Raw genomic sequence first — 23,396 nt, 5'->3', positions numbered from 1 at the left:
GAGTCTGTTGGCTTTGTGGCTGATGCATGAGAAATGGCCCCGCAGGGCCATGTGACTCGCGATGGCTTCGGGGCTTCAGTATTCCAGCATGCGTGGCAGGTCTTTGGCTTGCTCTACCCATTTGGTTACTTCGGCTTCGGTGGGGACGCGGCGCACCAGCTTTTTGATGGCATTGAGTTCGGCCATGGCGGTGGTCAGATTGTCTGCCCTGCGCCGGGCCAGTTCTGGCACAGTGTCTACCCCGGCGGCCTCCAACAGTTCAGCGTATTCCGAGCCTACGCCGCTGATGCGGTACAAGTCGACCATGTTGGCAAACTTCAGCACCTGCTTGTCCGTCATGCCGGCTTTGACAGCAAGTGCCTTGCGCAGTGCGGGCGTCTTGGTCTCATTGAGCAGGGTGTCGGTGTCAGACACGCCAGCGTTTTTCAGCTTTTCACCGATGGCTGCGCCGATGCCCTCGACGTCATTGATCTTTTTGTTGGCCATGCCTTGTATTCCTTTCAGAGGTGGTTGAGACGAACACCGTTGCGGTGCACGACCGTCAATGTACAGAATTGGTTTCGTTTGGGCCAGTGGCGTCTTGACAGGGTGTGCGAGTCGTCACATGAACGTGTGGCAATGTGGTGTGCTCAAGGTTGGCCAAAAAACTCAGCAAACCAGATGCGATGCGCTCGCTGAGGTGCATAGCCACCGCTGTGCGGCCAGGGTGAGCGCAGCTGGATCACCTGTGGAAAACAGCCGCAGCCCGGCCGCTGCGTCAGCGCTGCGATGCCCCGTTGCATCGAGCCCCAGCACCGCTCGGGTGCGGCGAGCTACTGGCAAACCCGTTTCTACCAGCGCCACGCCAGGGCCGCAGAGTTCGCTCAGCACAGGGGCCGCGAAAGGGTAGTGCGTACAACCCAGCACCAATGTGTCGATGGGTTGTGCGGGTTCTTTCAGCGCTTGCACGGCTTGCAGATAGCGTTCGCAGAGAAGCTGGGTGGTGCTCGGGTCGGCGCGTTCAATGGCATCGGCGAGACCGTCACAGGGCTGACAGCTGAAGTGAATGCGCGGGGTTGACGCTTCCACGCGACCTCGCAATTGGGCAAAGCGCTCGCTGTCCAGGGTGCCGCGTGTGGCGAGCACACCAATGTGCCCGGTGCGGCTCAAGGAGGCTGCGGTTTTCAGCGCAGGCTCCACGCCCACAATGGGCAAGTGCGGGTACATGCGCCGCAGCTCGTCCACCGCCATGGCTGTGGCGGTGTTGCAGGCCACCACCAGAGCGTCAACGGTGTGGTGTTGCAGCAGGTAGGCGGCCATGCGCTGGGAGCGATCGACCACGGCCTGGGCGCTGCGTTCGCCGTAAGGCGCAAAAGCGCTGTCGGCCACATAAAAAAATTGGGCCTCGGGTATTTCAGCCAGCAGGGCGCGCAGCACACTCAGGCCGCCTACCCCGCTGTCAAAAACCCCGATGGTCTTCAAGCGCCGGCGACGGTAATGCCCTTGAACTCACCGGTGGCGATGCGCTTGCTCCACTCGGCCGGGCCGGTGATGTGAGCGCTGGTGCCGCCAGAATCCACCGCCACGGTCACGGGCATGTCGACCACGTCAAATTCGTAGATCGCTTCCATGCCGAGGTCGGCAAAGCCCACCACCTTGGCGGTCTTGATGGCCTTGGACACCAGGTAGGCGGCACCGCCCACGGCCATGAGGTAAGCGCTTTTGTGCTTTTTGATGGCCTCAATGGCGACCGGCCCGCGCTCGGCTTTGCCCACCATGGCGATGAGACCGGTCTGGGCCAGCATCATCTCGGTGAAGCCATCCATGCGGGTGGCGGTGGTGGGGCCAGCGGGGCCAACCGCTTCACCTTTGACAGGATCCACCGGGCCCACGTAATAAATGATGCGGTTGGTGAAATCTACCGGCAGCTTTTCGCCCTTGGCCAGCATGTCCTGGATGCGCTTGTGCGCGGCGTCGCGGCCGGTGAGCATCTTGCCGTTGAGCAACAGTGTCTGGCCGGGCTTCCAGCTGGCCACTTCGGCTGCAGTGAGCATGTCGAGGTTGACGCGCTGGCTCTTCTGGGTGTCGGGCGTCCAGTTGACGTTGGGCCACAGGTCCAGGCTGGGCGGCGTGATGTAGACCGGGCCGCTGCCGTCTAGCACGAAATGCGCGTGGCGCGTGGCCGCGCAGTTGGGGATCATGGCCACGGGCTTGCTGGCGGCGTGCGTGGGGTACATCTTGATCTTCACGTCGAGCACGGTGGTCAGTCCACCCAGGCCCTGCGCGCCAATACCCAGAGCGTTGACCTTCTCGAACAGCTCCAGCCGCATTTCTTCGACCTTGCTGAGCTTCTCGCCCTTGCTGGCCTTCGCTTGCAGTTCGTACATGTCCAGGTCGTCCATCAGACTCTCTTTAGCCATCAGTACGGCCTTTTCGGCGGTGCCGCCGATGCCGATGCCGAGCATGCCCGGCGGGCACCAGCCGGCGCCCATGGTGGGCACGGTCTTGAGCACCCAGTCGACCACGTTGTCACCGGGGTTGAGCATGACCATCTTGGACTTGTTTTCCGAGCCGCCGCCCTTGGCCGCCACGGTCACTTCCACTGTGTTGCCGGGCACGATCTCGGTGAAGATCACGGCGGGGGTGTTGTCTTTGGTGTTCTTGCGGTCGAACTGCGGGTCGGCCACCACGCTGGCGCGCAGTGTGTTGTCGGGGTGGTTGTAGCCCTGGCGCACGCCCTCGTTGATGGCGTCGTCCAGGCTGCCGGTAAAGCCCTCCCAGCGCACATCCATGCCAACCTTCAGGAACACGTTGACGATGCCGGTGTCCTGGCAGATGGGGCGGTGGCCGGTGGCGCTCATCTTGCTGTTCGTGAGGATCTGCGCGATGGCGTCCTTGGCGGCCGGGCTTTGCTCGCGCTCGTAGGCACGCGCGAGGTGGGCGATGTAGTCGGCCGGGTGGTAGTAGCTGATGTACTGCAGGGCGGCGGCAACGGATTCGATCAGGTCGTTCTGGCGGATGCTCGTGGTCATGGCGTGGGTGCTGTTTGCAAGTGGGTTGGCTTGGTGAGAGGCTTGAGTGGCGGTTGCCGCAGTGGCCGCGCGCCGCTGACTCTGCTACGGTGTGCGAAACATGCTATTTTGACAGGTCAGCCCTTGGGCTGGCTGACGACTGGAGGCTTCGCCATGACCGCTGAACCAGGCACTCGAATCGAGTCGGACAGCATGGGCACCATCGCGGTGCCCGCCCACCGGTTGTGGGGCGCGCAGACGCAGCGCTCGCTGCAGTATTTCCATATTTCGGGCGAGCGCATGCCGAGCGAACTGATTCACGCCCTCGCACAGGTGAAGCGGGCTTGTGCACCGGTGAACGCCCGGCTGGCCGGGCTGGACCGCGCCAAAGCGCAGGCCATTGTGGCCGCGGCTGACGAGGTGATGCGCGGTCAGCACACCGACGAATTCCCGCTGATGGTCTGGCAGACCGGCTCGGGTACCCAGACCCACATGAACTTGAACGAGGTGCTGGCCAATCGGGCCAGCGAGCTGCTGGGTGGACCCCGGGGCTCCGGCCGTCTGGTACATCCGAATGACGACGTGAACCGCAGCCAGTCTTCGAATGACGTGTTTCCCACCGCCATGCACCTGGCTGCGGTGCTGGGCCTGCGCCAGCGCTTGCTGCCGGCTCTGACCGACTTGCACGCCACCCTGGCGGCAAAGGCGGCGGCCTTTGACAGCATCGTCAAGATAGGCCGCACCCATCTGCAGGATGCGACTCCACTCACGTTGGGACAGGAAATTTCGGGTTGGGCGGCTCAGCTGTCTCAGGCGGATCGCCATGTCCGCGCAGCACTGCCCCACCTGTGTGAGTTGGCGCTGGGTGGCACAGCGGTGGGCACCGGCCTTAATGCACCGGTTGGTTTTGACGTGGCCGTGGCCGCTGAACTGGCCCGCAGCACGAACCTGCCCCTGGTTACGGCGCCCAACAAGTTTGAGGCGCTTGCCAGCTGCGATGCACTGGTGCATGCACACGGCGCATTGAAAACACTGGCCGCCAGCCTCATGAAAATCGCCAACGATGTGCGTTGGCTGGCGAGCGGGCCGCGTTGTGGCCTGGGCGAAATCCGGATTCCCGAAAACGAACCCGGGTCGTCCATCATGCCGGGGAAGGTCAACCCGACGCAGTGCGAAGCGCTGACCATGCTGTGTTGTCAGGTGATGGGCAACGACGTAGCCATCAACCTGGGGGGTGCGTCGGGCAACTTTGAACTCAATGTGTTTCGCCCCATGGTGGCGCACAATTTTCTGCAAAGCGTGCGTCTGTTGGCCGATGGCATGCACAGCTTTCGTGTGCATTGCGCAGAAGGCATTGAGGCGGACATGGGCCGCATGGCCGAGATGGTGGAGCGCTCCCTGATGCTGGTGACCGCCTTGAATGCGCACGTCGGCTACGACAAGGCAGCAGAGATCGCCAAAAAGGCGAGCCGGGACGGCTCCACTTTGCGGGCTGCTGCCCTGGCCTTGGGCCATGTGACCGCTGAGCAGTTTGACTGCTGGGTGGATCCCGCTGCCATGGTGGGGCGCTGAAGTATGCGCCACGCCACGGGCGCTTGGCCGCCCTCAGCGGGGCTTGGCTTAGGCAGGGCGCGGGCGGTGGGCGCCGATGGCTCCGTCAGTGCCGCGCAGCAGTCCCTTGAGTTCGCTGATTTCCTGGCGCAGCAGTTGCACTTCTGAGTGCAGCTGGTGCTCAATGGACTGGCCAACCTGCTCCACCGCTTCTACCGTGGACTGGTGTTCGCCCTCGTTGAAGGTCTGCATCGCGTTGACGATGATCGCGATGAACAGGTTGAGCATCGTGAAGGTGGCAAACAGGATGAAGATGATGAAGAAGACCCAGGCAAAGGGTGCCACTTCCATCACCGGCCGGGCGATGCCCATGGACCAGCTCTCCAGCGTCATGACCTGGAACAGGGTGTACAGCGATCGTCCCAAGTGGCCAAACCATTCTGGAAAGGCTGCGCCGAACAAGTGCGTGGCGATCACGGCAAAAACGTAAAAAACGAGCAGCAGCACCAGGGCAATCGACGACAGTCCAGGGATGGCCGACAGCAGGGCACCCACCACACGTCGCATGGAAGGCACCATGGTGAGCATGCGCAGCACCCGAAGCACGCGCAAGGCGCGCAGCACTGCGAAGGGTCCGCTGGCCGGAACCAGGGCGATGCCCACCACCGCAAAATCGAACAGGCTCCAGGGGTCGCGGAAGAACGCTACGCGATGCACGTAAAGGCGCAGGGCAATTTCCAGCACGAACACCACCAGGATGGCGCGGTCGAACGCCAGCAGGGTGGGACCGTATTGGGCCATCAAGGTGCCCGATGTTTCCAGCCCCATCAGCACCGCGTTGATCACGATCAAGGCGATGATGAACTGCTGAACGCGGGCATTGGCCAGGAACGCGCCCAAGCGCACGCGCATGCCTGGGTTGGAATCGGGGTGTGATACGGGCATGGCGCTTGAAAAGCGAGGGTAAAAGAGGGATTGCATTTTAGGGGTCTTACCAGTGCCCTGCGGTTCAACGGGCCATGTAGCCTGCCGGTCATGTAAGTGGCTCGTAAGAGCCTTTGCGCACATTCGATGGCTGATCTGTTATCCAATACACCCGAGGAGACTGCCCATGTCCGCACCGTCGACGTCCATTCAATCCACCCTGGTCGAAAACCGCGTTTTTGAACCCACCGAAGCGACGGTCAAGTCCGCCCGCATTTCGGGCATGGATGCCTACAACGCGCTGTGTGCCGAGGCGGAAAACGACTTTGAGGGTTTTTGGGCCAAGCGTGCTCGCGAAACCCTGACGTGGCACAAACCTTTCACCAAGACGCTGGATGAGTCGAACGCGCCGTTCTACAAGTGGTTCGAAGACGGTGAACTGAATGCCTCGTACAACTGCCTGGACCGCCACATGGGCACCCCTGTGGAGAACAAGACCGCCATCATCTTCGAAGCCGATGGCGGCGAAGTGACCAAGGTGACCTACAAAGAACTGCTGGCCAAGGTGTCGCAGTTTGCCAATGCGCTCAAGGCCAGAGGCGTGAAGAAGGGCGACCGCGTCGTCATCTACATGCCTATGACCATTGAAGGCGTGGTGGCCATGCAGGCCTGTGCCCGCATTGGCGCCACCCACAGCGTGGTCTTCGGTGGCTTCTCGGCCAAAGCGCTGCAAGAGCGCATTCAAAATGCCAGTGCAGTGGCCGTGATCACCGCCAACTACCAATTGCGTGGTGGCAAAGAGCTGCCGCTGAAGTCCATCGTGGACGAAGGCATTGGCATGGGTGGTTGCGAGTGCGTGAAAGACGTGATCGTCTTCCAGCGCACCGCCACCGCCGTGAACATGGTGGCCGGTCGCGATAGCTTTATGCACGACGTGATGGCCGCACAATCGACCGATTGCCCTGCGGAAATGGTGAGTGCAGAGCATCCGCTCTTCGTGCTCTACACCTCCGGTTCCACCGGCACGCCCAAGGGTGTTCAGCACAGCACCGGTGGTTACTTGCTGTGGGCCAACCTGACCATGAACTGGACCTTCGACCTGAAGGACAGCGACATTTTCTGGTGCACGGCCGACATTGGCTGGATCACCGGCCACACCTATGTCGCCTACGGCCCACTGGCTGCCGGCGCCACGCAGATCGTGTTTGAAGGCGTGCCCACTTACCCGAACGCTGGCCGCTTCTGGCAGATGATCGAAAAGCACAAGTGCACGATCTTCTACACCGCGCCCACCGCTATCCGTTCGCTGATCAAGGCCGCCGAAGGCGACGAAAAGGTGCACCCGGCCCGCTCCGACCTGAGCAGCTTGCGCCTGCTGGGTTCGGTGGGTGAGCCCATCAACCCGGAAGCCTGGATGTGGTACTACAAGCATGTTGGCGGCGAGCGTTGCCCCATTGTGGACACTTTCTGGCAGACCGAAACCGGTGGCCACATGATCTCGCCGCTGCCAGGCGCCACGCCGCTGGTGCCTGGTTCGTGCACGCTGCCGCTGCCCGGTATCACCACCGCCATCGTGGACGAGACGGGTAACGACGTGCCGAATGGCGCAGGCGGTATTTTGGTGGTCAAGCGCCCTTGGCCTTCGATGATCCGCACCATTTGGGGCGACCCCGAGCGTTTCAAGAAAAGCTACTTCCCCGAAGAGCTCAAGGGTTATTACTTGGCCGGCGACGGCGCCGTGCGCAGCGTGGACCGCGGTTATTTCCGCATCACCGGCCGCATTGACGACGTGCTGAACGTGTCGGGTCACCGCATGGGCACGATGGAGATCGAGTCTGCGCTGGTGGGCAAGACGGACTTGGTGGCAGAGGCCGCCGTGGTGGGTCGTCCAGACGACCTCACTGGCGAAGCCATCGTGGCCTTCGTGGTGCTCAAGCGTTCGCGCCCCACCGGTGACGAAGCCAAAGCCATTGCCAAGGTGCTGCGCGACTGGGTGGGCAAGGAGATCGGCCCGATCGCCAAGCCCAAGGACATCCGTTTTGGCGACAACCTGCCCAAGACGCGCTCGGGCAAGATCATGCGCCGCCTGCTGCGCTCGATCGCCAAGGGAGAGGCCATCACCCAGGACACCTCCACCCTGGAGAATCCGGCCATCTTGGATCAATTGTCCGAAAACAATTGAGGCTGTGAAACTGCCTGATCGCCGCAAGTCGTTCGGGCAACAAAAAACCCGCTGGATTCCAGCGGGTTTTTTTTATCTCAAGTGGGCCCAAACTTACTTCAGGCTCAAAACCCAAGCTGCCAGCTTCTTGGAGTCGGCTTCGCTCACCTGCGTGTTGGCTGGCATGGGAATCGCACCCCACACGCCAGATCCACCTTTGATGATCTTGGCGGCCAGCATGTCAACAGCTTTCGCGTCACCAGCGTATTTCTTGGCCACATCTTTGTAAGACGGGCCGACCAGCTTCTTGTCGGCGGCATGGCAAGCCATGCAGTTCTTGCTTTTGGCCAGGGCTTCATCGGCCATGGCCGGTGCAGCGATAGCGGCCATGGCGGCCATAATCAAAAGAGCGCGTTTCATATGGTGTCCTTGTGGAATATGAGAATGGGGCAGACGTTGCAATTTTAGCGGTTACCCCGGCTTTGATACGGTCGGTTACAGTTTCTTGCCGGGCTTTATCGGGCCTTTACTGGAGGGTGTGATGTTTTTCCTGTTCACGGGCATTGGCCTGATGCTGTTGAAGTATTTCGAGATCGGTTTCGTGGCCGATCTCTCATGGTGGTGGGTCTTGTCGCCCTTTGCCATGGCCATGGGCTGGTGGGCCTGGGCCGACACCACCGGCTACACCAAACGCAAAGCCATGGAACGCATGGACCAGAAAAAGCAGGACCGCATCGACCGCCAGCGCGAGGCGCTGGGCATCAAAAGCAAGCGGCGCAAATAAGCGGCGTGTGCTTCAGTAGTTGTCCAGCACGGCGCCCTTGCTGGCGCTGGACGCGTTGAAGGCAAACTTGGCTTGTACGCCTCGCGTGTAGCGCGGTGCCGGAGCGGTCCAACCCGCCTTGCGCCGTGCAATTTCACTGTCAGGCACGTTGAGTTCCAGCTTCAGTGCGACGGAGTCGATGGTGATGCTGTCGCCTTCTTCGACAAAGGCGATGGTCCCGCCGGCGGCTGCCTCGGGCGCCACATGGCCGACCACCATGCCCCAGGTGCCACCCGAGAAGCGGCCATCGGTGATGAGGCCCACGCTTTCGCCCAGCCCTGCGCCAATCAAAGCGCCGGTGGGTGCCAGCATCTCAGGCATGCCGGGACCGCCTTTGGGGCCCAGGTAGCGCAGCACCATCACGTCACCAGCCACGATCTTGCCGTCCAGGATGGCTTTGAGCGCCGACTGCTCGTCGTCAAACACGCGGGCAGGGCCGGTCATGACCGGGTTTTTCAGGCCCGTGATCTTGGCCACACAGCCCTCGGGCGAGAGGTTGCCCTTGAGGATGGCCAGGTGGCCCTGCTTGTACATCGCGTTCTCGATGGTGTGGATCACGCTCTGCTCGGGCGGCGCGTCCGGCACATCTTTCAGCACCTCGGCAATGGTCTGCCCGGTGATGGTGATGCAATCGCCGTGCAGCAGGCCGGCGTTCAGCAGCATTTTCATGACCTGCGGAATACCGCCTGCAACGTGCAGATCCACTGCAAGCGCCTTGCCGCTGGGCTTCAGGTCGCACAGCACGGGGGTGCGCTGGCGGATACGCTCGAAGTCGTCGATGCTCCACTCCACGCCAGCGCAATGCGCGATGGCCAGGAAGTGCAGCACCGCATTGGTCGAGCCGCCGGTGGCCATGATCACGGCCACTGCGTTCTCGATAGATTTGCGCGTGACGATATCGCGTGGCTTGATGTCCTGGCGGATCGCTTCGATCAGCACCCGGGCCGACTCCTTGGCCGACTCCACCTTTTCGTTGTGCACGTTGGCCATGGTCGAGGAGTAGGGCAGCGAGATGCCCAGCGCTTCGAAGGCCGACGACATGGTGTTGGCGGTGTACATGCCACCGCAAGAGCCGGTGCCGGGAATGGCGCGTCGCTCGATCTCATGCAGGTCAATATCGCTCAGGGTGCCGGCAGCGTTTTGCCCCACGGCTTCAAACACGCTGACGATGTTAAGGTCCTGGTCCTTGTAGCGCCCCGGCAGGATGGTGCCGCCGTACACATAAATGGCAGGCACATTGGCCCGCAGCATGCCCATCAGACCGCCGGGCATGTTTTTGTCGCAACCCCCGATGACGACCACGCCGTCCATCCACTGGCCCTGCACGCAGGTTTCCACGCAGTCTGAAATCACCTCTCGCGACACCAGCGAGTACTTCATGCCTTCGGTGCCCATGGCCATGCCGTCCGAAATGGTGGGGGTGCCAAACACCTGGGCGTTGCCACCCGCCTCTTCAATGCCGGCAATCGCTGCGTCGGCCAGTTTCTGCAAGCCCGAGTTGCACGGTGTGATGGTGCTGTGGCCATTGGCGACGCCCACCATGGGTTTCACAAAGTCGCCTTCTTCGTAGCCCATGGCGTAGTACATCGAGCGGTTGGGCGCGCGTGATTTGCCCTGGGTGATGTTCGCGCTGCGGCGGTTGATGGGCTGGATCGGGATGGTTTTGGATTCGGCCATGGTGGGTCTCTTCGGTCAGGTCAATGGGCGTTGGTGTGCCGTGTGGCTGGGCTGTTCGGACACCCCGCCTTATAGCGCACGCTGCATAACCCGCCGCGGGGTGGGCGATAATTGCGGTCGATATTTCCCCTTCCTGAACCCTTCCAGCCGAAGCCTCACCATGCCCGCTTACCGCTCCAAAACTTCCACCGCCGGCCGCAATATGGCAGGTGCCCGTTCGCTGTGGCGTGCCACCGGCATGAAAGACGGTGACTTTGAAAAGCCGATCATCGCCATCGCCAACTCGTTCACCCAGTTTGTGCCGGGCCATGTGCACCTGAAAGACCTGGGCCAACTGGTGGCGCGCGAGATCGAGGCCGTGGGCGGCGTGGCGAAAGAGTTCAACACCATCGCGGTGGACGATGGCATTGCCATGGGCCACGACGGCATGCTGTATTCGCTGCCCAGCCGCGAGCTGATTGCCGATTCGGTGGAATACATGGTCAACGCCCACTGCGCCGACGCGCTGGTGTGTATCTCCAACTGCGACAAGATCACCCCCGGCATGCTGATGGCAGCAATGCGCCTGAACATCCCCGTGGTGTTCGTCTCGGGTGGCCCGATGGAAGCGGGCAAGGTGCGCCTGGCCAACCCCGACACGCAGAAGATCGAGTTCAAGAAACTCGACCTGGTGGACGCGATGGTGATGGCGGTGGATGACAAGGTCAGCGAGGCCGATCTGGCCGAAGTGGAGCGCTCTGCTTGCCCCACCTGCGGTTCGTGCTCGGGCATGTTCACCGCCAATTCCATGAACTGCCTGGCTGAGGCACTGGGCTTGGCGCTCCCCGGCAACGGCACGGTGCTGGCCACCCACGCCGACCGCGAACAGCTGTTCAAACGCGCTGGCCGCATGGCGGTGGAGCTGTGCAAGCGCTATTACGAGCAAGAGGATGCGACGGTATTGCCGCGCTCCATGGGCTTCAAGGCCTTTGAGAACGCGATCACGCTGGACATCGCCATGGGCGGCTCGACCAACACCATCCTGCACATTCTGGCGATTGCCCAGGAAGCTGAAATTGACTTCACCATGGCCGACATCGACCGTCTGTCGCGCGTGGTGCCGCAGCTGTGCAAGGTGGCGCCCAACACCAACAAGTACCACATTGAAGATGTGCACCGCGCCGGCGGCATCATGGCCATCCTGGGTGAACTGGACCGCGCCGGCAAGCTGCACACCGATGTGCCCACCATCCACAGCAAGACCATGAAGGACGCGCTGGACGCCTGGGACATTGCGCGCAGCCCGTCCGAAGCCGTCAAGACCTTCTACATGGCGGGCCCGGCCGGCATTCCCACGCAGGTTGCGTTCAGCCAGGCCACGCGCTGGCCCAGCCTGGACGTGGACCGCGCCGAAGGTTGTATTCGCTCGGGCGAACACGCCTTCTCGCAAGAGGGCGGCCTGGCCGTGCTGCATGGCAACATTGCGCTGGACGGCTGCGTAGTGAAGACCGCAGGGGTGGACGAATCGATTCTGGTGTTCGAAGGCTCGGCCTTTGTGACCGAGTCGCAGGACGAAGCGGTGGCCCAGATCCTGGCCGACAACGTGAAGGCCGGCGACGTGGTGATCGTGCGCTACGAAGGGCCCAAAGGCGGCCCCGGCATGCAGGAAATGCTGTATCCGACCAGCTACATCAAGTCCAAGGGCCTGGGCAAGGCCTGCGCGCTGCTCACCGATGGTCGTTTTTCGGGCGGCACGTCGGGCCTGTCCATTGGCCACTGCTCGCCCGAAGCAGCCGCCGGCGGCGCCATCGGTCTGGTGCGCAACGGCGACAAGATCCGCATCGACATTCCCAACCGCAGCATCAACCTGCTGGTGAGCGACGAAGAACTGGCCCAGCGCCGCGCTGAACAAGACGCCAAAGGCTGGAAACCAGCCCTGCCGCGTCCGCGCAAGGTGTCGGCCGCGCTCAAAGCCTACGCACTGCTCGCAACCTCGGCCGACAAAGGCGCCGTGCGCAATCTGTCGCTGCTCGGCGACTGACCCTCCACAGCGGCGCGGGCAGGCATGCCGGTGCCGCTCGGCTCATCGGGTGGCGCTTGCGTGCACAATCGCAGACCATGCTGATCCATCCTCAAATCGACCCTGTCGCGCTGCAGATCGGGCCTGTGGCCATTCACTGGTACGGGCTCACTTACCTCGCCGCTTTTGGCCTCTTCATGCTGCTGGCCAACGCCCGGCTGCGGCACCTGCCGTTTGCCGCCGTGCAGCAGCCCTCACCCTGGGTTCGGCGGGACGTGGAAGACATCCTGTTCCTTGGCGTCATGGGCGTGGTGCTGGGTGGGCGTGTGGGCTATTGCCTGTTTTACAAGCCCGCTTATTACCTGGCGAATCCGTTGGAGATCTTCGCCGTCTGGCAAGGCGGCATGAGCTTTCACGGCGGTTTGCTGGGCGTGATGCTGGCCATGGTCTGGTACGCGCGCAGCCGCCGTCGACCGTTTCTTCAGGTCATGGATTTTGTGGCGCCTTGTGTGCCGACGGGGCTGGCCGCCGGTCGCCTGGGCAACTTCATCAACGGTGAGTTGTGGGGCCGCGTGGCCGATCCGTCGTTGCCCTGGGGCATGGTGTTTCGTGGCGCGGGCGACTTGCCGCGCCATCCTTCGCAGGCCTATCAGTTCCTGCTGGAAGGGCTTTTGCTGTTTGTATTGCTCTGGCTCTATGCGCGCAAGCCACGCGCCACGGGGCAGGTCTCAGCGCTGTTTCTTCTGGGCTACGGTGTGTTCCGTTTTATCGCCGAATTTTTCCGTGAGCCCGATGCCCACCTGGGCCTGCTGTCGCTGGGCATGAGCATGGGACAGTGGTTGTGCGTGCCCATGATCCTGGGTGGCGCCGGCCTGTGGTGGTGGTTTGGGCGCAAGGCCTGACACCTTGCCTGCTCAGCTGCCCGCGAGCTGCGGGGTGCTGACAGGGCGCTACCTGCGCGGTACGGGGCGCTGTGGATGGGCCAACTTGTTCAGCCGCCAACCGTTTCGAGGGTAAACACCACAGGGAGACACCGCTCTGTGCCCATAGAATTATCCGTAATTACAGGTGATTACGGATGCGCGTGGTGCTCAACTCTCTGCATGACGAAGTGGCGGCCAAGTTGCGAGAACGCATCTTTGCGGGCGTGCTGGCGCCTGGCAGCTTTGTTGACGAGTTGGCCTTGTGCAGCGAACTGGCGATTTCGCGCACGCCGCTGCGTGAGGCGCTCAAGGTGCTCACGGCCGAAGGCTTGTTGCACCACCAGCCGCGCCGCGGCTGTTTCGTGAGCGAAATCACCGAGCGCGATCTGGATGAAATCTTCCCGGTGATTGCGCTGCTGGAAGGGCGCTGCGCCTACGAGGCCGCCAACAACGCCAGCGACGCCGACCTGGCTGCATTGGAGCAGCTGCACGAACGGCTCAACCGGCATGCGCGTGCGCGCCGCATCAACGACTACTACGAGGCCAATTTCGCGATCCACGAAGCCATCATCACCCTGGCCAACAACCGCTGGCTGGCGCAGGTGATTGGCGACTTGCGCAAGCTCGTCAAGCTCGCGCGGCTGCAGCAGCTGCACGCCCCAGGCCGCCTGGAGCAAAGCCTGTCCGAGCACATGGCGGTGTTTGCCGCGCTCAAGGCGCGCGATGCCGAGGGCGCTGAAGCCGCCATGCGCACCCACTTGACGCGCCAGCGCATTGCCCTGCGCGAACTTGCTCGCAACCAGACCACACGGATCACGGCATGAACACCACCGACTGGATCGTTCAGCGCGTCGCGCGCCTCAAGTCTGCTGCGCCCAGCGCACCGCGTTCGACGCAAGACCGCCTCAAGGCGACGCTGCGTCAGGGGCCAGAGGCCCTGTCGCCGCGAGCGCTGCGCCATGTGTTGGATGACTTGCGCGCCATCGTGGACCCGTTGGTGAGCGAGGTGGAAGGTGGGCGCCGCGCCGAGGCGGTGATGGACTGGTACGCCAGCGCGCCAGCGCCGCAGCGTCGCGACCTGTGGTTGCTGATGAGCGAGCGCTTCATGGCCGACCCGGTGCAGGTCAAGCAGGCGCAGGCCCGGCTGGACGCCGCGATGGGTACCCCAGACGAAGCTGCGGCCGAGGTGCTTTTTCGGCGCGCGACCGTTTCGCCCCGGCGCAGGCTGCTGCAGCGCTTCAGCGCCCACCAGGAAGGTGTGCGCTTTCTGGTGGACTTGCGGGCCGAAATGCAGCCCGCATTGAAGACTGAAAAGCGCTTGCTGGCGCTGGACGTAGAGATGGAATACATGTTTTCCACCTGGTTTGACGTTGGCTTTCTGGAGCTGCGCCGCATCAGCTGGGACTCGCCGGCCTCGTTGGTGGAAAAGCTCATCAAATACGAGGCGGTGCACGACATACGCAGCTGGGCCGATGTGAAAAACCGGCTCGATAGCGACCGCCGTTGTTACGGTTTTTTTCACCCGCGCCTGCCGGGTGAGCCGCTCATTTTTGTGGAGGTGGCGCTGGTCAAAGAGATCGCCACCAGCATCACGCCGCTGCTGGACGAGGCCGCAGCCCCCGCCGATCTGGAGCGCGCCACCACCGCTATTTTTTATTCCATCAGCAACACCCAGCCCGGCTTGCGCGGCGTCAGTTTTGGAGACTCGCTCATCAAGGAAGTGGTGGAAACGCTGCAGCAGGAATTTCCCAGGCTCAAGACATTCGCGACCTTGTCACCCATTCCCGGCCTGCGCGGCTGGCTGGTGAAAAACGCGCCAGGCGAGCTGCTCACGGCCTGGGAGCAGGTTGCCGAATTGCCTGAAAACGCGCCCGAGCGGCGCGCCTTGCTGGGCTGGGCGGCGCGCTACCTGGGTGCCGAGCTGAAAGAAGGCAAACCGGTGGACCCGGTGGCTCGCTTTCACCTGGGCAACGGCGCCTGTGTGGAGCGCTTGAACTGGGCCGCAGACCCCTCAGCCAAGGGACTGAAACAATCGTACGGCTTGATGGTGAACTACCTCTACGACCTGAAGCGACTCGACAAACACCGCGCCATGCTGGCGCAAGCAAAGATCCCGACAGCCCGCGCGATCAAGGACCTCTACCTGTGACGCGCCCATTACAACCCTGGAGACAAGCATGAACCACGACCTGAACCGACGAGATATTTTGTGTGCCGCCATCGCCGGCGCTGCTGTTTACAGCACAGCAGGCCACGCGCAGGCTACTTGGCCCACCCGGCCGGTGAACCTGGTGGTGCCTTTTCCCGCCGGCGGTGGGACAGATGCCTTCGCCCGGCCGATGGGTGCCCAGTTCACGCGCCTCTCGGGCAAGTCGCTGGTGATTGACAACCGCGGTGGCGCCGGCGGTACGCTGGGTGCGGGCGTGGCAGCCAAGGCCGCGCCCGACGGCTACACGCTGTTTATGGGGGCCGTGCACCATGCCATTGCACCCAGCATGTACCCCCGTCTGGACTACGACATCGAGAAGGATTTTGTGCCGCTGATACTGGTGGCCAGCGTGCCCCAGGTGCTGGTGGTGAACAGCAAGAAATACGAAGGTCTGGATTTCAAGGCATTTTTGGCTCGTGTGAAATCCAACCCAGGCAAGCTCAACTACGGCTCAGCGGGCAGCGGTACATCGCACCACCTGGCGGGCGAACTGTTCAAGCAGCAGACCAAAACCTTCATCACCCACATTCCGTACCGCGGCGCCGGCCCGGCACTCAACGATCTCATAGCGGGCAACGTTGACATGATGTTTGATGGGCTGGGTTCTTCGGCTGGCCATATCAAGGGTGGGCGCATCAAGGCGCTGATGGTGTCGGGTAGCAAGCGCAACGCTGCGTTCCCAGACGTGCCTTGCGCCGCCGAACTGGGCCTGCCGGACTACACGGTGACCACTTGGTACGGCATCTGGGCTCCCGCAGGTACGCCGCCCGATGTGCAGGTGCGCGCCATCGAAGAAATCACCCGCGCCGTCAGTGCCGATGAAAGTCGGGCCATCTGGGCGGGGCAGGGCGCCGAGTTCGCCAACGTGCGTGGGCCTCAGTTTGACGCCTTTGTGAAAGGCGAAATCCGCCGCTGGGCTCAGGTTGTCAAGGCGTCTGGCGCCAAGCTGGACTGAGCATGTCGGGCAGTGTCTTGCTTGAATGTGATGGCCCACTGGCCCGCGTGACGCTGAGTCACCAGGGGCGTTTCAACGCCATGTCCCGCGCCATGTGGCGCGCCTTGAAGGTCGTTTTTGACGACTTGCAAAGCCGCACCGAGGTGCGTGCCGTGCTGGTGTGCGGGCAGGGCGGGCATTTCTGTGCCGGTGGCGATATCAGCGAATACCCAGCGTTTCGTTTTGACGAAGCGGGTCTGCGCGACTTCCATGAGCAAGATGTGTGGGGCGGCTTGAGCGCCATGCTGGCCTGCGACCTGCCCCTGTTCGCACAAATTGAAGGCAACTGCATGGGCGCTGGCGTCGAAATTGCCAGCTGCTGTGACATACGCCTGGCCGGGCAGGGTGCCCGTTTTGGCGCACCCATCGCCCGCCTGGGCTTTCCCATGGCCCCGCGCGAGGCGCAGTTGGTCGCGCGAGAAGTCGGGCTGGCTACCGCCCGTGAGATGCTGTTGGAAGCTGCCGTGCTGGACGCATCCGAAATGAGGCAGCGCGGCTTTTTGCAGGCGGTGTGGCCCGACGCCGAGGTGGCCGGGCAAGCCCTGGCGCGCGCGCTGCAAGCGACCCAACTGGCACCGCAAGCCGCTCGCCTCAACAAACAGACCCTGCGCCGCCTGGCGTCTCAGCCGCTGCCGCCCGACTTGCTGGCGGACGCCTACCGCTACGCCGACAGCGCCGAGCACCGCGAAGGTGTGGGTGCCTTCATGGCCAAGCGCAAACCGGCTTTTTGATTCCTTGATCCATCCTTTTTGAAACCTGTGGCCAAAGCATGACCAACCACAACCTGTTTGCTGCGCTGCGCGCGGCCTTCCCCCTCGATCTGGACCGCTTGGCGGTGGAAACCGTTGACCCCGATGGCCCCAGCCTGCGCTACAGCTGGCGCGACCTGGACCGGGCCACCGCCATGATGGCCAACTTGCTGGATTCGCTGGATCTGCCCCCGGGTGCCCGGGTGGCCGTACAGGTTGAAAAATCGGTGGAAGCGCTGGTGCTTTATTTGGCCACGCTGCGGGCCGGTTATGTGTTTCTGCCGCTCAATACCGCTTACCAGAGCGCTGAAATCGAATATTTTGTGGGCAACGCCGAGCCGGCCGTGGTGGTGTGCAGCCCGAAAAACTTTGGCTGGGTGTCCAAGATCGCCTTCAATGCGGGCACGCGCCACGTGTTCACCCTGGACGACGCGCGCAACGGCAGCCTGCTTGAGCGTGCCGCCCACCACAGCGATGTGCACCAGCCAGCGGTTTGTGCGGCCGACGACCTGGCCGTCATCATCTACACCAGTGGCACCACCGGGCGCAGCAAGGGCGCCATGTTGTCCCATGGCAATGTGCTGAGCAACGCCCAGGTGTTGCAGTCCTACTGGGCTTGGCAACCAAACGACGTGCTGATCCACGCCTTGCCCATCTTCCATGTGCACGGCCTGTTTGTGGCCATTCACGGTGCGCTCATCAATGGCAGCCCCATGCTGTGGCTCAACAAGTTCGACGCGCCCAAGGCGATTTCGCTGTTTCCACGTGCCACTGTATTCATGGGTGTGCCCACGCTGTATGTGCGCATGCTCGCTGAGACTTCCCTGACGCGGCAGCAGGCGGCCCACATGCGGCTGTTCATCTCGGGCTCGGCGCCCTTGCTGATCGAGACCTTCAATGAATGGCAGAACCGAACAGGCCACACCATTCTGGAGCGCTACGGCATGAGCGAAACGGTGATGCTCACTTCAAACCCCTGCGGCCCCGATGCCCGCTTCGACAACCAGATGGAGCGGCGGGGTTCCACGGTGGGTTTTCCCCTGCCGGGTGTGGACCTGCGTGTGGTGGACGACGCGGGTCAAGGGTTGCCGGCGGGTGAGATTGGCGGCATTCAGGTTCGCGGTCCCAATGTGTTCCAGGGCTATTGGCGCATGCCCGAAAAAACCGCCGAAGAATTCACCGCCGACGGCTTTTTCAAGACGGGCGATGTGGGCCGTGTGGATGAACGGGGCTACGTGTGCATCGTGGGGCGCAGCAAAGACCTCATCATCTCTGGCGGCTACAACGTGTACCCGGCCGAGATTGAGGGCTTCATCAACGAGTTGCCTGGCGTGGCTGAAAGCGCGTTGGTGGGCGTGCCCCACCCCGACTTTGGCGAAGTGGGTGTGGCGGTGGTCATTGCCAAGCCTGGTGCTGTGCTGGAAGCGGATCAGATCGTTGCCGCACTCAAGTCGAAGCTGGCCAATTTCAAGATTCCCAAGCGCTGTTTTGTGGTGCACGAACTGCCCCGCAACACCATGGGCAAGGTACAAAAGAACCTGCTGCGCGAGCAGTACAAGGGATTGTTCACCGCCTAACGACAAACCGCTGCGGCGTGCGGTCCGGAGCGCGTGACTGAACCCATAACGCGGCGGAACCGGCTTTGCCGGGCCGCTCGCGTTGCCCCCTGGGGGGTGACGCCGCAGGCGGCGCGGGGGGTTACCTTAAAACAAGCACCGGCGTGTGTGAATGCGTCAGCACCTGCTGCGTTTCGCTGCCCAGCAGCAGGCGCTTGAGGCCACGGCGGCCGTGTGAGGCCATCACAATCAGGTCGCACTTGTTGCGCTTGGCTGCAGCAATGATGGCCTCGGCAATCAGGTCCGACTTCACCGTGATCGGCTTGACCTTCACCTCCCGGAGCTGACCAGCCGATTTCACCGCCGTCACCGCGGCCATGGCTTCGTCTTGCCACTGCTTTTCAATGCGGGCCACCTCGGCTGCCGCCAGCGCCACGCCGCCTTCAAAGTAGGTTTGCGGATACCGCGGTACCACTTTCAGCGCCACCACGTCGGCACCCGTCAGGTCGGCCAGGTTGATGGCGTGCTCCACCGCTTGTTGCGAGAGTTTGGAGCCGTCGGTGGCCACCAGAATACGTTTGTACATGCGGTATCTCCTCAAAAATGGGTAGGGAAGCCATAGACTAGCAAACACGCTCCCAATCAGGTTGACTTAAATCAAGCACATGGAACCTGACTTCCCTTACGCTAAACGCATGAACGAGGCCACTACCGCGCCCCCGGTAGGGCTTGCACTCACCGACCCGCGCTTGGGCGGCAAAGCCACGGCACAGACAAACCCAACGGTCCCCGGGCCCGCCAGCTGGCTCGGCGAGCACCGTGGTCCTCTGAACGTGACCGACAACTTCGCCGTGCTCGACGACCCGATCGAGCAGCGCGAGTTCACCGAATTCAACGACGTTGACGGCCACACCGAAGCCGAATCGGTGCTGATGGTGCAGGGCATGTATTGCGCCGCCTGCGCCGATACCGTGGAAAGCGCGCTGCAACACCTGCCGGGTGTGGAGCGCGCCCATGTGCACGCGGCCACCCGAAGGCTCACGCTGCGCTGGGACCCGGCAAAAACCACCATGTCCAGCCTGGCCCGTGCCGTGGGTGACACCGGCTACCGGTTGCTGCCCATGCAGCAGGCGCTGTCTATCAGCGAGCGGCTGCGCGAAACCCGCCAGGCACTCTGGCGCCTCTTTGTCGCGGGATTTTGCGCCATGCAGGTCATGATGTATGCGTGGCCAGCCTACGTGACCGAGCCGGGCGAAATCCCTGCCGACATCGACCAACTGCTGCGCTGGGCCAGCTGGGTGCTGAGCCTGCCGGTGGTGTTTTTCGCCAGCGGCCCGTTTTTCAGCAGTGCGTGGCGCGACTTGAAGCATGGCCGCGTGGGGATGGACACGCCAGTCTCTATCGGCATTCTGGTCACCTTTCTAGCCAGTGCGGCCGCTACCTTTGATCCCACGGGCCCCTGGGGTTACGAGGTCTGGTACGACTCGCTCACCATGTTTGTGTTCTTCTTGCTGGGCGGGCGCTACCTGGAGCTGAAAGCCCGCGACCGCACCGCCGGCGCGCTCGACAGCCTGATGAACCGCCTGCCCGAGGTGTGTGATCTGCAGAAACCCGATGGCAGTTTTGAGGCCGTCTCCATTCGCCGGCTGGCGGTGGGCGACGTGGTGCGGGTGCAGGCCGGCCAGGCGTTTCCGGGCGACGGCTCGGTGCTCAGCGAGAGCGCCACGGTGGACGAAGCGCTGCTGACTGGTGAGTCGCGGCCCGTCACGCGGCAGCAAGGGGAGGGCGTGGTCGCCGGCAGTTTCAACCTGGGTGGCCCGGTGCTGTTGCGCGTGGATAAGCTGGGACGCGACACGCGCTTTGCCCAGATCGTTTCGTTGATGGAAAAAGCGTCCACCGAAAAGCCCCGCCTAGCGATTCTGGCGGACCGGATTGCGGCGCCGTTTTTGGTGGCGGTGCTGGTGGCGGCGGCGTTTGCTGGCTGGTACTGGTGGCAGATTGACCACTCCAAGGCGCTGGCTGTTGCGGTGGCGGTGTTGATCGTGACCTGCCCTTGTGCCTTGTCGCTGGCCACGCCAGCGGCCATGCTCACGTCGGCCGGCGCCTTGGCACGGCGCGGCATTCTGGTGCGCCGTTTGCAGGCGTTCGAGTCGCTGGCCAATATCAATGCGGTCGTGTTTGACAAAACCGGCACCCTGACGCACGACCGCCTGCTGCTGGCCCAAGTGCGCACCCGTGCCGGTGTTGAGCATGACGAGGCGCTTGTGTTGGCTGCTGCCATGGCGGCGGGTTCATTGCATCCGGTGTCGCGTGCCATTGCCTTGGCGGCTGGCAGCCTTGAAAACCTGCCGCCCACTGCATTGACCGACTTAACCGACCTGACCGAAGTGGCCGGGCAGGGCATGCAGGCCTTGCGCCCCAACGGCACCCGTGTGCGCCTGGGTTCGTCAGCCTTTTGTGGTGTGAGCGATGCCAACGCACAGGAGGCGAGCGACTCGCCCCGCGTGTGTCTCTCGGACGAACAAGGTTGGCTTGCCACCTTTGAATTGCAAGAAGGCTTGAGAGACGACGCCCAGGCTGCCGTGACTGCGCTGCGCGCTATGGGCGTGCGCACATGGCTGTTGTCTGGTGACCGCGAAGCCGCCGCGCAGCAAGTGGGGCGGGCCGTGGGCGTGGACCACGTGATCGCCGGCGCATCACCCGAGCAAAAGCTGGCCGAGGTGACAGCGCTCCAGGCGCAAGGCATCCAGCTGGCCATGGTGGGCGACGGTCTGAACGACGGCCCGGTACTGGCGCGTGCCAACACGTCGTTTGCGCTCGGCCATGCCGCGCCCCTGGCGCAAGCGCAGTCCGATTACGTGATACAGGGCGGGCAGGTCATGGATGTGGTGCTGACTTTGAAGCAAGCGCGCTCCACGCTGCGCATCGTGCGGGAAAACCTGATGTGGGCCGCGCTTTACAACCTGGTGTGTGTGCCGCTGGCCTTGCTGGGCTTCATGCCGCCCTGGCTGGCCGGACTCGGCATGGCTGGCAGTTCGTTGCTGGTGATCGGCAACGCTTTGCGCCTGGCTTCTAAAGTCCCATCGCAGCCCTCTGATACTGCCCCGGGTAAACCCTGAGGGCGTACCATGCAGCGGTTCGGCAACCGGTATGTGAAGTTTGAATTTTCTGGGTTTTCGCCATGGATATTTTGTATTTGTTGATCCCCATTTCCATCCTGCTGGTGTTCGCCATCATCGGCGTGTTCTGGTGGGCGCTTCAAAAGGGGCAATTTGACAACATTGAGCGAGAGGGCGATCGCATTCTCAGAGGCGATTGATATAAGTCAAGGCGCAAGAGGGGGTCCGTGAGGACACTCCACACAGTGACATTTACGAGGAGTTCTGTATGTCCGTAATAACAAAGGCCAGCCAGTCGGCGGTCTACGACGACGGTGTTGTCCGTGGTTTTGCCATCATGTCCGTGATCTACGGCGTGGTGGGCATGTTGGTGGGTGTGATCATTGCGGCCCAGTTAACCTGGCCCGAGCTCAATATGGGCATTGAGTGGTTGAGCTATGGTCGCTTGCGTCCGTTGCACACCAACGCGGTGATTTTTGCGTTTGGCGGTAGCGTGTTGTTCGCAACCAGCTACTACGTGGTCCAGCGCACCTGCCACACCAAGCTGTTTCTCAACAAGCTGGCCTGGTTGACGTTCTGGGGCTGGAACCTGGTGATCGTCTCGGCCGTCGTCACCTTGCCCATGGGTCTGACCCAGAGCAAGGAATACGCCGAGCTGATCTGGCCAATCGATCTGTTGATCGCTGTGGTCTGGGTCTCATACGCTGTGGTGTTCTTTGGCACAGTGGGCATCCGCAAGGTTCGCCACATCTACGTGGCCAACTGGTTCTTCGGTGCCTACATCATTGCGGTGGCGTTGCTGCACATCTTCAACAACATCCAGATCCCCACCAGCGCGACGCACTCTTACTCGGTCTATGCTGGTGTTCAGGATGCCATGATGCAGTGGTGGTATGGTCACAACGCCGTGGGCTTTTTCCTCACGGCTGCCTTCCTGGGCATGATGTATTACTTCATCCCCAAGCAGGCTGAGCGCCCGGTTTACTCCTACCGCCTGTCTATCGTCCACTTCTGGGCGCTGATCTTCACCTACATGTGGGCCGGCCCACACCACCTGCACTACACCGCACTGCCGGACTGGACGCAATCTGTTGGCATGGTGTTCTCCTTGATTCTTCTGGCTCCCAGCTGGGGCGGCATGATCAACGGCATCATGACCCTCTCGGGTGCCTGGCACAAACTGCGTGACGACCCCATCCTGCGCTTCCTGATCGTGTCCTTGTCGTTCTACGGCATGTCCACCTTCGAAGGCCCGATGATGTCCATCAAGACCGTCAATGCGCTAAGCCACTACACCGACTGGACCGTGGGCCATGTGCACTCTGGGGCTTTGGGTTGGGTCGGTCTGGTCTCTATGGGTTCGCTGTACTACCTGATCCCACGCCTCTACGGCCAGAAAAAGATGTACTCGGTGCCCGCCATTGAGCTGCACTTCTGGGTGGCCACCATCGGTATCGTGCTGTACATCGCTGCCATGTGGATTGCCGGTGTGATGCAGGGCCTGATGTGGCGCTCGGTCAACCCCGACGGTAGCCTCACTTACACCTTCGTGGAGTCGGTGAAAGCCACCTTCCCGTTCTATGTGATCCGTCTGGTGGGTGGTCTGTTGTACCTCGGCGGCATGGTTGTCATGCTCTGGAACGTCATCATGACCGTGCGTCAAGGTCGCGTTGTGCCTGTCCCCGTGACGGCTGTTAACCCTGCACACGCCTGAGGAGAAC

The 23,396-nt window shown here is 62.4% G+C and carries 20 protein-coding genes; 13 read left to right on the top strand and 7 right to left on the bottom strand.

Annotation, left to right across the window (positions count from 1 at the left end; all coding sequences use genetic code 11):
* Positions 1-75: 75 nt before the first annotated feature.
* The 3 genes from ACTG4K_RS05615 to ACTG4K_RS05605 form a co-directional block, all read right to left on the bottom strand.
* Positions 76-486, bottom strand: a complete 411-nt coding sequence (locus ACTG4K_RS05615; RefSeq protein ID WP_439113221.1) for a DUF4332 domain-containing protein — start codon at positions 484-486, stop codon at positions 76-78.
* A gap of 162 nt (positions 487-648) precedes the next feature.
* Entirely contained in the window at positions 649-1,461 is an 813-nt protein-coding gene (gene murI / locus ACTG4K_RS05610) for a glutamate racemase (RefSeq protein ID WP_439113220.1), read from the bottom strand.
* Positions 1,458-3,011 (bottom strand): fumarate hydratase, encoded by a 1,554-nt coding sequence (locus ACTG4K_RS05605; RefSeq protein WP_439113219.1) that lies wholly within the window; start codon positions 3,009-3,011, stop codon positions 1,458-1,460. Before ACTG4K_RS05605 ends, murI begins: the two co-directional genes overlap by 4 nt.
* Before the next feature lie 153 nt (positions 3,012-3,164).
* Here ACTG4K_RS05605 and fumC point away from each other — a divergent pair, with 153 nt between their 5' ends.
* On the top strand, positions 3,165-4,562 hold the full coding sequence (fumC, locus tag ACTG4K_RS05600) for a class II fumarate hydratase (RefSeq protein WP_439113218.1): 1,398 nt from the start codon (positions 3,165-3,167) through the stop codon (positions 4,560-4,562).
* A gap of 48 nt (positions 4,563-4,610) precedes the next feature.
* Here the strand turns inward: fumC and ACTG4K_RS05595 are convergent, their stop codons facing one another.
* Positions 4,611-5,486 carry an ion transporter gene (locus tag ACTG4K_RS05595; RefSeq protein ID WP_439113217.1) on the bottom strand — a complete coding sequence of 292 codons (876 nt, stop codon included), beginning with the start codon at positions 5,484-5,486 and terminating at the stop codon, positions 4,611-4,613.
* Between the two features lie 166 nt (positions 5,487-5,652).
* On the opposite strand from ACTG4K_RS05595, the gene acs reads away from it, so the two are divergent.
* A complete protein-coding gene (gene acs, locus ACTG4K_RS05590) occupies positions 5,653-7,647 on the top strand; it encodes an acetate--CoA ligase (RefSeq protein ID WP_439113216.1) in 1,995 nt (664 codons plus the stop codon).
* A gap of 93 nt (positions 7,648-7,740) precedes the next feature.
* On the opposite strand, the gene ACTG4K_RS05585 is transcribed toward acs, so the two are convergent.
* Positions 7,741-8,046, bottom strand: a complete 306-nt coding sequence (locus ACTG4K_RS05585; protein ID WP_439113215.1) for a c-type cytochrome — start codon at positions 8,044-8,046, stop codon at positions 7,741-7,743.
* A gap of 121 nt (positions 8,047-8,167) precedes the next feature.
* Here ACTG4K_RS05585 and ACTG4K_RS05580 point away from each other — a divergent pair, with 121 nt between their 5' ends.
* Positions 8,168-8,410, top strand: a complete 243-nt coding sequence (locus ACTG4K_RS05580; RefSeq protein ID WP_439113214.1) for a TIGR04438 family Trp-rich protein — start codon at positions 8,168-8,170, stop codon at positions 8,408-8,410.
* A gap of 12 nt (positions 8,411-8,422) precedes the next feature.
* On the opposite strand, the gene ilvD (ACTG4K_RS05575) is transcribed toward ACTG4K_RS05580, so the two are convergent.
* Complete coding sequence (gene ilvD, locus ACTG4K_RS05575; protein ID WP_439113213.1) at positions 8,423-10,126, bottom strand: dihydroxy-acid dehydratase; 1,704 nt, start codon at positions 10,124-10,126, stop codon at positions 8,423-8,425.
* 160 nt (positions 10,127-10,286) lie between these two features.
* Between ilvD (ACTG4K_RS05575) and ilvD (ACTG4K_RS05570) the strand changes: the two genes are divergently transcribed.
* From ilvD (ACTG4K_RS05570) to ACTG4K_RS05540, 7 genes are all read left to right on the top strand, one after another.
* On the top strand, positions 10,287-12,146 hold the full coding sequence (gene ilvD / locus ACTG4K_RS05570; protein WP_439113212.1) for a dihydroxy-acid dehydratase: 1,860 nt from the start codon (positions 10,287-10,289) through the stop codon (positions 12,144-12,146).
* A 77-nt stretch (positions 12,147-12,223) separates the two neighbouring features.
* Positions 12,224-13,027 (top strand): prolipoprotein diacylglyceryl transferase, encoded by an 804-nt coding sequence (gene lgt / locus ACTG4K_RS05565; protein ID WP_439113211.1) that lies wholly within the window; start codon positions 12,224-12,226, stop codon positions 13,025-13,027.
* A 176-nt stretch (positions 13,028-13,203) separates the two neighbouring features.
* Complete coding sequence (locus ACTG4K_RS05560; protein WP_439113210.1) at positions 13,204-13,872, top strand: GntR family transcriptional regulator; 669 nt, start codon at positions 13,204-13,206, stop codon at positions 13,870-13,872.
* Complete coding sequence (locus tag ACTG4K_RS05555; protein ID WP_439113209.1) at positions 13,869-15,197, top strand: malonyl-CoA decarboxylase domain-containing protein; 1,329 nt, start codon at positions 13,869-13,871, stop codon at positions 15,195-15,197. Before ACTG4K_RS05560 ends, ACTG4K_RS05555 begins: the two co-directional genes overlap by 4 nt.
* Positions 15,198-15,225: 28 nt before the next feature.
* On the top strand, positions 15,226-16,212 hold the full coding sequence (locus ACTG4K_RS05550; protein ID WP_439113208.1) for a Bug family tripartite tricarboxylate transporter substrate binding protein: 987 nt from the start codon (positions 15,226-15,228) through the stop codon (positions 16,210-16,212).
* Between the two features lie 2 nt (positions 16,213-16,214).
* Positions 16,215-16,982: an enoyl-CoA hydratase/isomerase family protein gene (locus tag ACTG4K_RS05545; RefSeq protein WP_439113207.1), complete on the top strand. Its 768-nt coding sequence runs from the start codon at positions 16,215-16,217 to the stop codon at positions 16,980-16,982.
* 38 nt (positions 16,983-17,020) lie between these two features.
* Positions 17,021-18,577, top strand: coding sequence for a malonate--CoA ligase (locus tag ACTG4K_RS05540; RefSeq protein ID WP_439113206.1), 1,557 nt, complete (start codon positions 17,021-17,023; stop codon positions 18,575-18,577).
* A gap of 121 nt (positions 18,578-18,698) precedes the next feature.
* On the opposite strand, the gene ACTG4K_RS05535 is transcribed toward ACTG4K_RS05540, so the two are convergent.
* Positions 18,699-19,142 (bottom strand): universal stress protein, encoded by a 444-nt coding sequence (locus tag ACTG4K_RS05535; RefSeq protein ID WP_439113205.1) that lies wholly within the window; start codon positions 19,140-19,142, stop codon positions 18,699-18,701.
* 109 nt (positions 19,143-19,251) lie between these two features.
* Between ACTG4K_RS05535 and ACTG4K_RS05530 the strand changes: the two genes are divergently transcribed.
* From ACTG4K_RS05530 to ccoN, 3 genes are all read left to right on the top strand, one after another.
* Entirely contained in the window at positions 19,252-21,675 is a 2,424-nt protein-coding gene (locus tag ACTG4K_RS05530; RefSeq protein WP_439113204.1) for a heavy metal translocating P-type ATPase, read from the top strand.
* A gap of 62 nt (positions 21,676-21,737) precedes the next feature.
* Positions 21,738-21,875, top strand: coding sequence for a cbb3-type cytochrome oxidase assembly protein CcoS (ccoS, locus tag ACTG4K_RS05525; protein ID WP_304880519.1), 138 nt, complete (start codon positions 21,738-21,740; stop codon positions 21,873-21,875).
* A gap of 68 nt (positions 21,876-21,943) precedes the next feature.
* Positions 21,944-23,389 (top strand): cytochrome-c oxidase, cbb3-type subunit I, encoded by a 1,446-nt coding sequence (gene ccoN / locus ACTG4K_RS05520; RefSeq protein ID WP_439113203.1) that lies wholly within the window; start codon positions 21,944-21,946, stop codon positions 23,387-23,389.
* The last annotated feature ends 7 nt before the right edge of the window (positions 23,390-23,396 follow it).

The sequence above is a fragment of the Hydrogenophaga sp. genome (genome assembly GCF_965657535.1).
In the GTDB taxonomy this organism is placed as follows: domain Bacteria; phylum Pseudomonadota; class Gammaproteobacteria; order Burkholderiales; family Burkholderiaceae_C; genus Hydrogenophaga.
The sequence above is the reverse complement of the archived record's forward strand: the minus strand, read 5'-3'. Positions and strand labels throughout refer to the sequence as shown.

Bases quoted from the DNA above. Each gene is read 5' to 3' on its own strand.
- ACTG4K_RS05580 (WP_439113214.1), top strand. From the start codon at position 8,168: ATGTTTTTCCTGTTCACGGGCATTGGCCTGATGCTGTTGAAGTATTTC.
- ccoN (WP_439113203.1), top strand. From the start codon at position 21,944: ATGTCCGTAATAACAAAGGCCAGCCAGTCGGCGGTCTACGACGACGGT.
- ilvD (WP_439113213.1), bottom strand. From the start codon at position 10,126: ATGGCCGAATCCAAAACCATCCCGATCCAGCCCATCAACCGCCGCAGC.
- ilvD (WP_439113212.1), top strand. From the start codon at position 10,287: ATGCCCGCTTACCGCTCCAAAACTTCCACCGCCGGCCGCAATATGGCA.
- acs (WP_439113216.1), top strand. From the start codon at position 5,653: ATGTCCGCACCGTCGACGTCCATTCAATCCACCCTGGTCGAAAACCGC.
- ACTG4K_RS05595 (WP_439113217.1), bottom strand. From the start codon at position 5,486: ATGCCCGTATCACACCCCGATTCCAACCCAGGCATGCGCGTGCGCTTG.
- ACTG4K_RS05540 (WP_439113206.1), top strand. From the start codon at position 17,021: ATGACCAACCACAACCTGTTTGCTGCGCTGCGCGCGGCCTTCCCCCTC.
- ACTG4K_RS05605 (WP_439113219.1), bottom strand. From the start codon at position 3,011: ATGACCACGAGCATCCGCCAGAACGACCTGATCGAATCCGTTGCCGCC.
- ACTG4K_RS05535 (WP_439113205.1), bottom strand. From the start codon at position 19,142: ATGTACAAACGTATTCTGGTGGCCACCGACGGCTCCAAACTCTCGCAA.
- ACTG4K_RS05560 (WP_439113210.1), top strand. From the start codon at position 13,204: ATGCGCGTGGTGCTCAACTCTCTGCATGACGAAGTGGCGGCCAAGTTG.
- lgt (WP_439113211.1), top strand. From the start codon at position 12,224: ATGCTGATCCATCCTCAAATCGACCCTGTCGCGCTGCAGATCGGGCCT.
- ACTG4K_RS05585 (WP_439113215.1), bottom strand. From the start codon at position 8,046: ATGAAACGCGCTCTTTTGATTATGGCCGCCATGGCCGCTATCGCTGCA.
- ccoS (WP_304880519.1), top strand. From the start codon at position 21,738: ATGGATATTTTGTATTTGTTGATCCCCATTTCCATCCTGCTGGTGTTC.
- ACTG4K_RS05550 (WP_439113208.1), top strand. From the start codon at position 15,226: ATGAACCACGACCTGAACCGACGAGATATTTTGTGTGCCGCCATCGCC.
- ACTG4K_RS05615 (WP_439113221.1), bottom strand. From the start codon at position 486: ATGGCCAACAAAAAGATCAATGACGTCGAGGGCATCGGCGCAGCCATC.
- ACTG4K_RS05555 (WP_439113209.1), top strand. From the start codon at position 13,869: ATGAACACCACCGACTGGATCGTTCAGCGCGTCGCGCGCCTCAAGTCT.
- ACTG4K_RS05545 (WP_439113207.1), top strand. From the start codon at position 16,215: ATGTCGGGCAGTGTCTTGCTTGAATGTGATGGCCCACTGGCCCGCGTG.
- ACTG4K_RS05530 (WP_439113204.1), top strand. From the start codon at position 19,252: ATGAACGAGGCCACTACCGCGCCCCCGGTAGGGCTTGCACTCACCGAC.
- fumC (WP_439113218.1), top strand. From the start codon at position 3,165: ATGACCGCTGAACCAGGCACTCGAATCGAGTCGGACAGCATGGGCACC.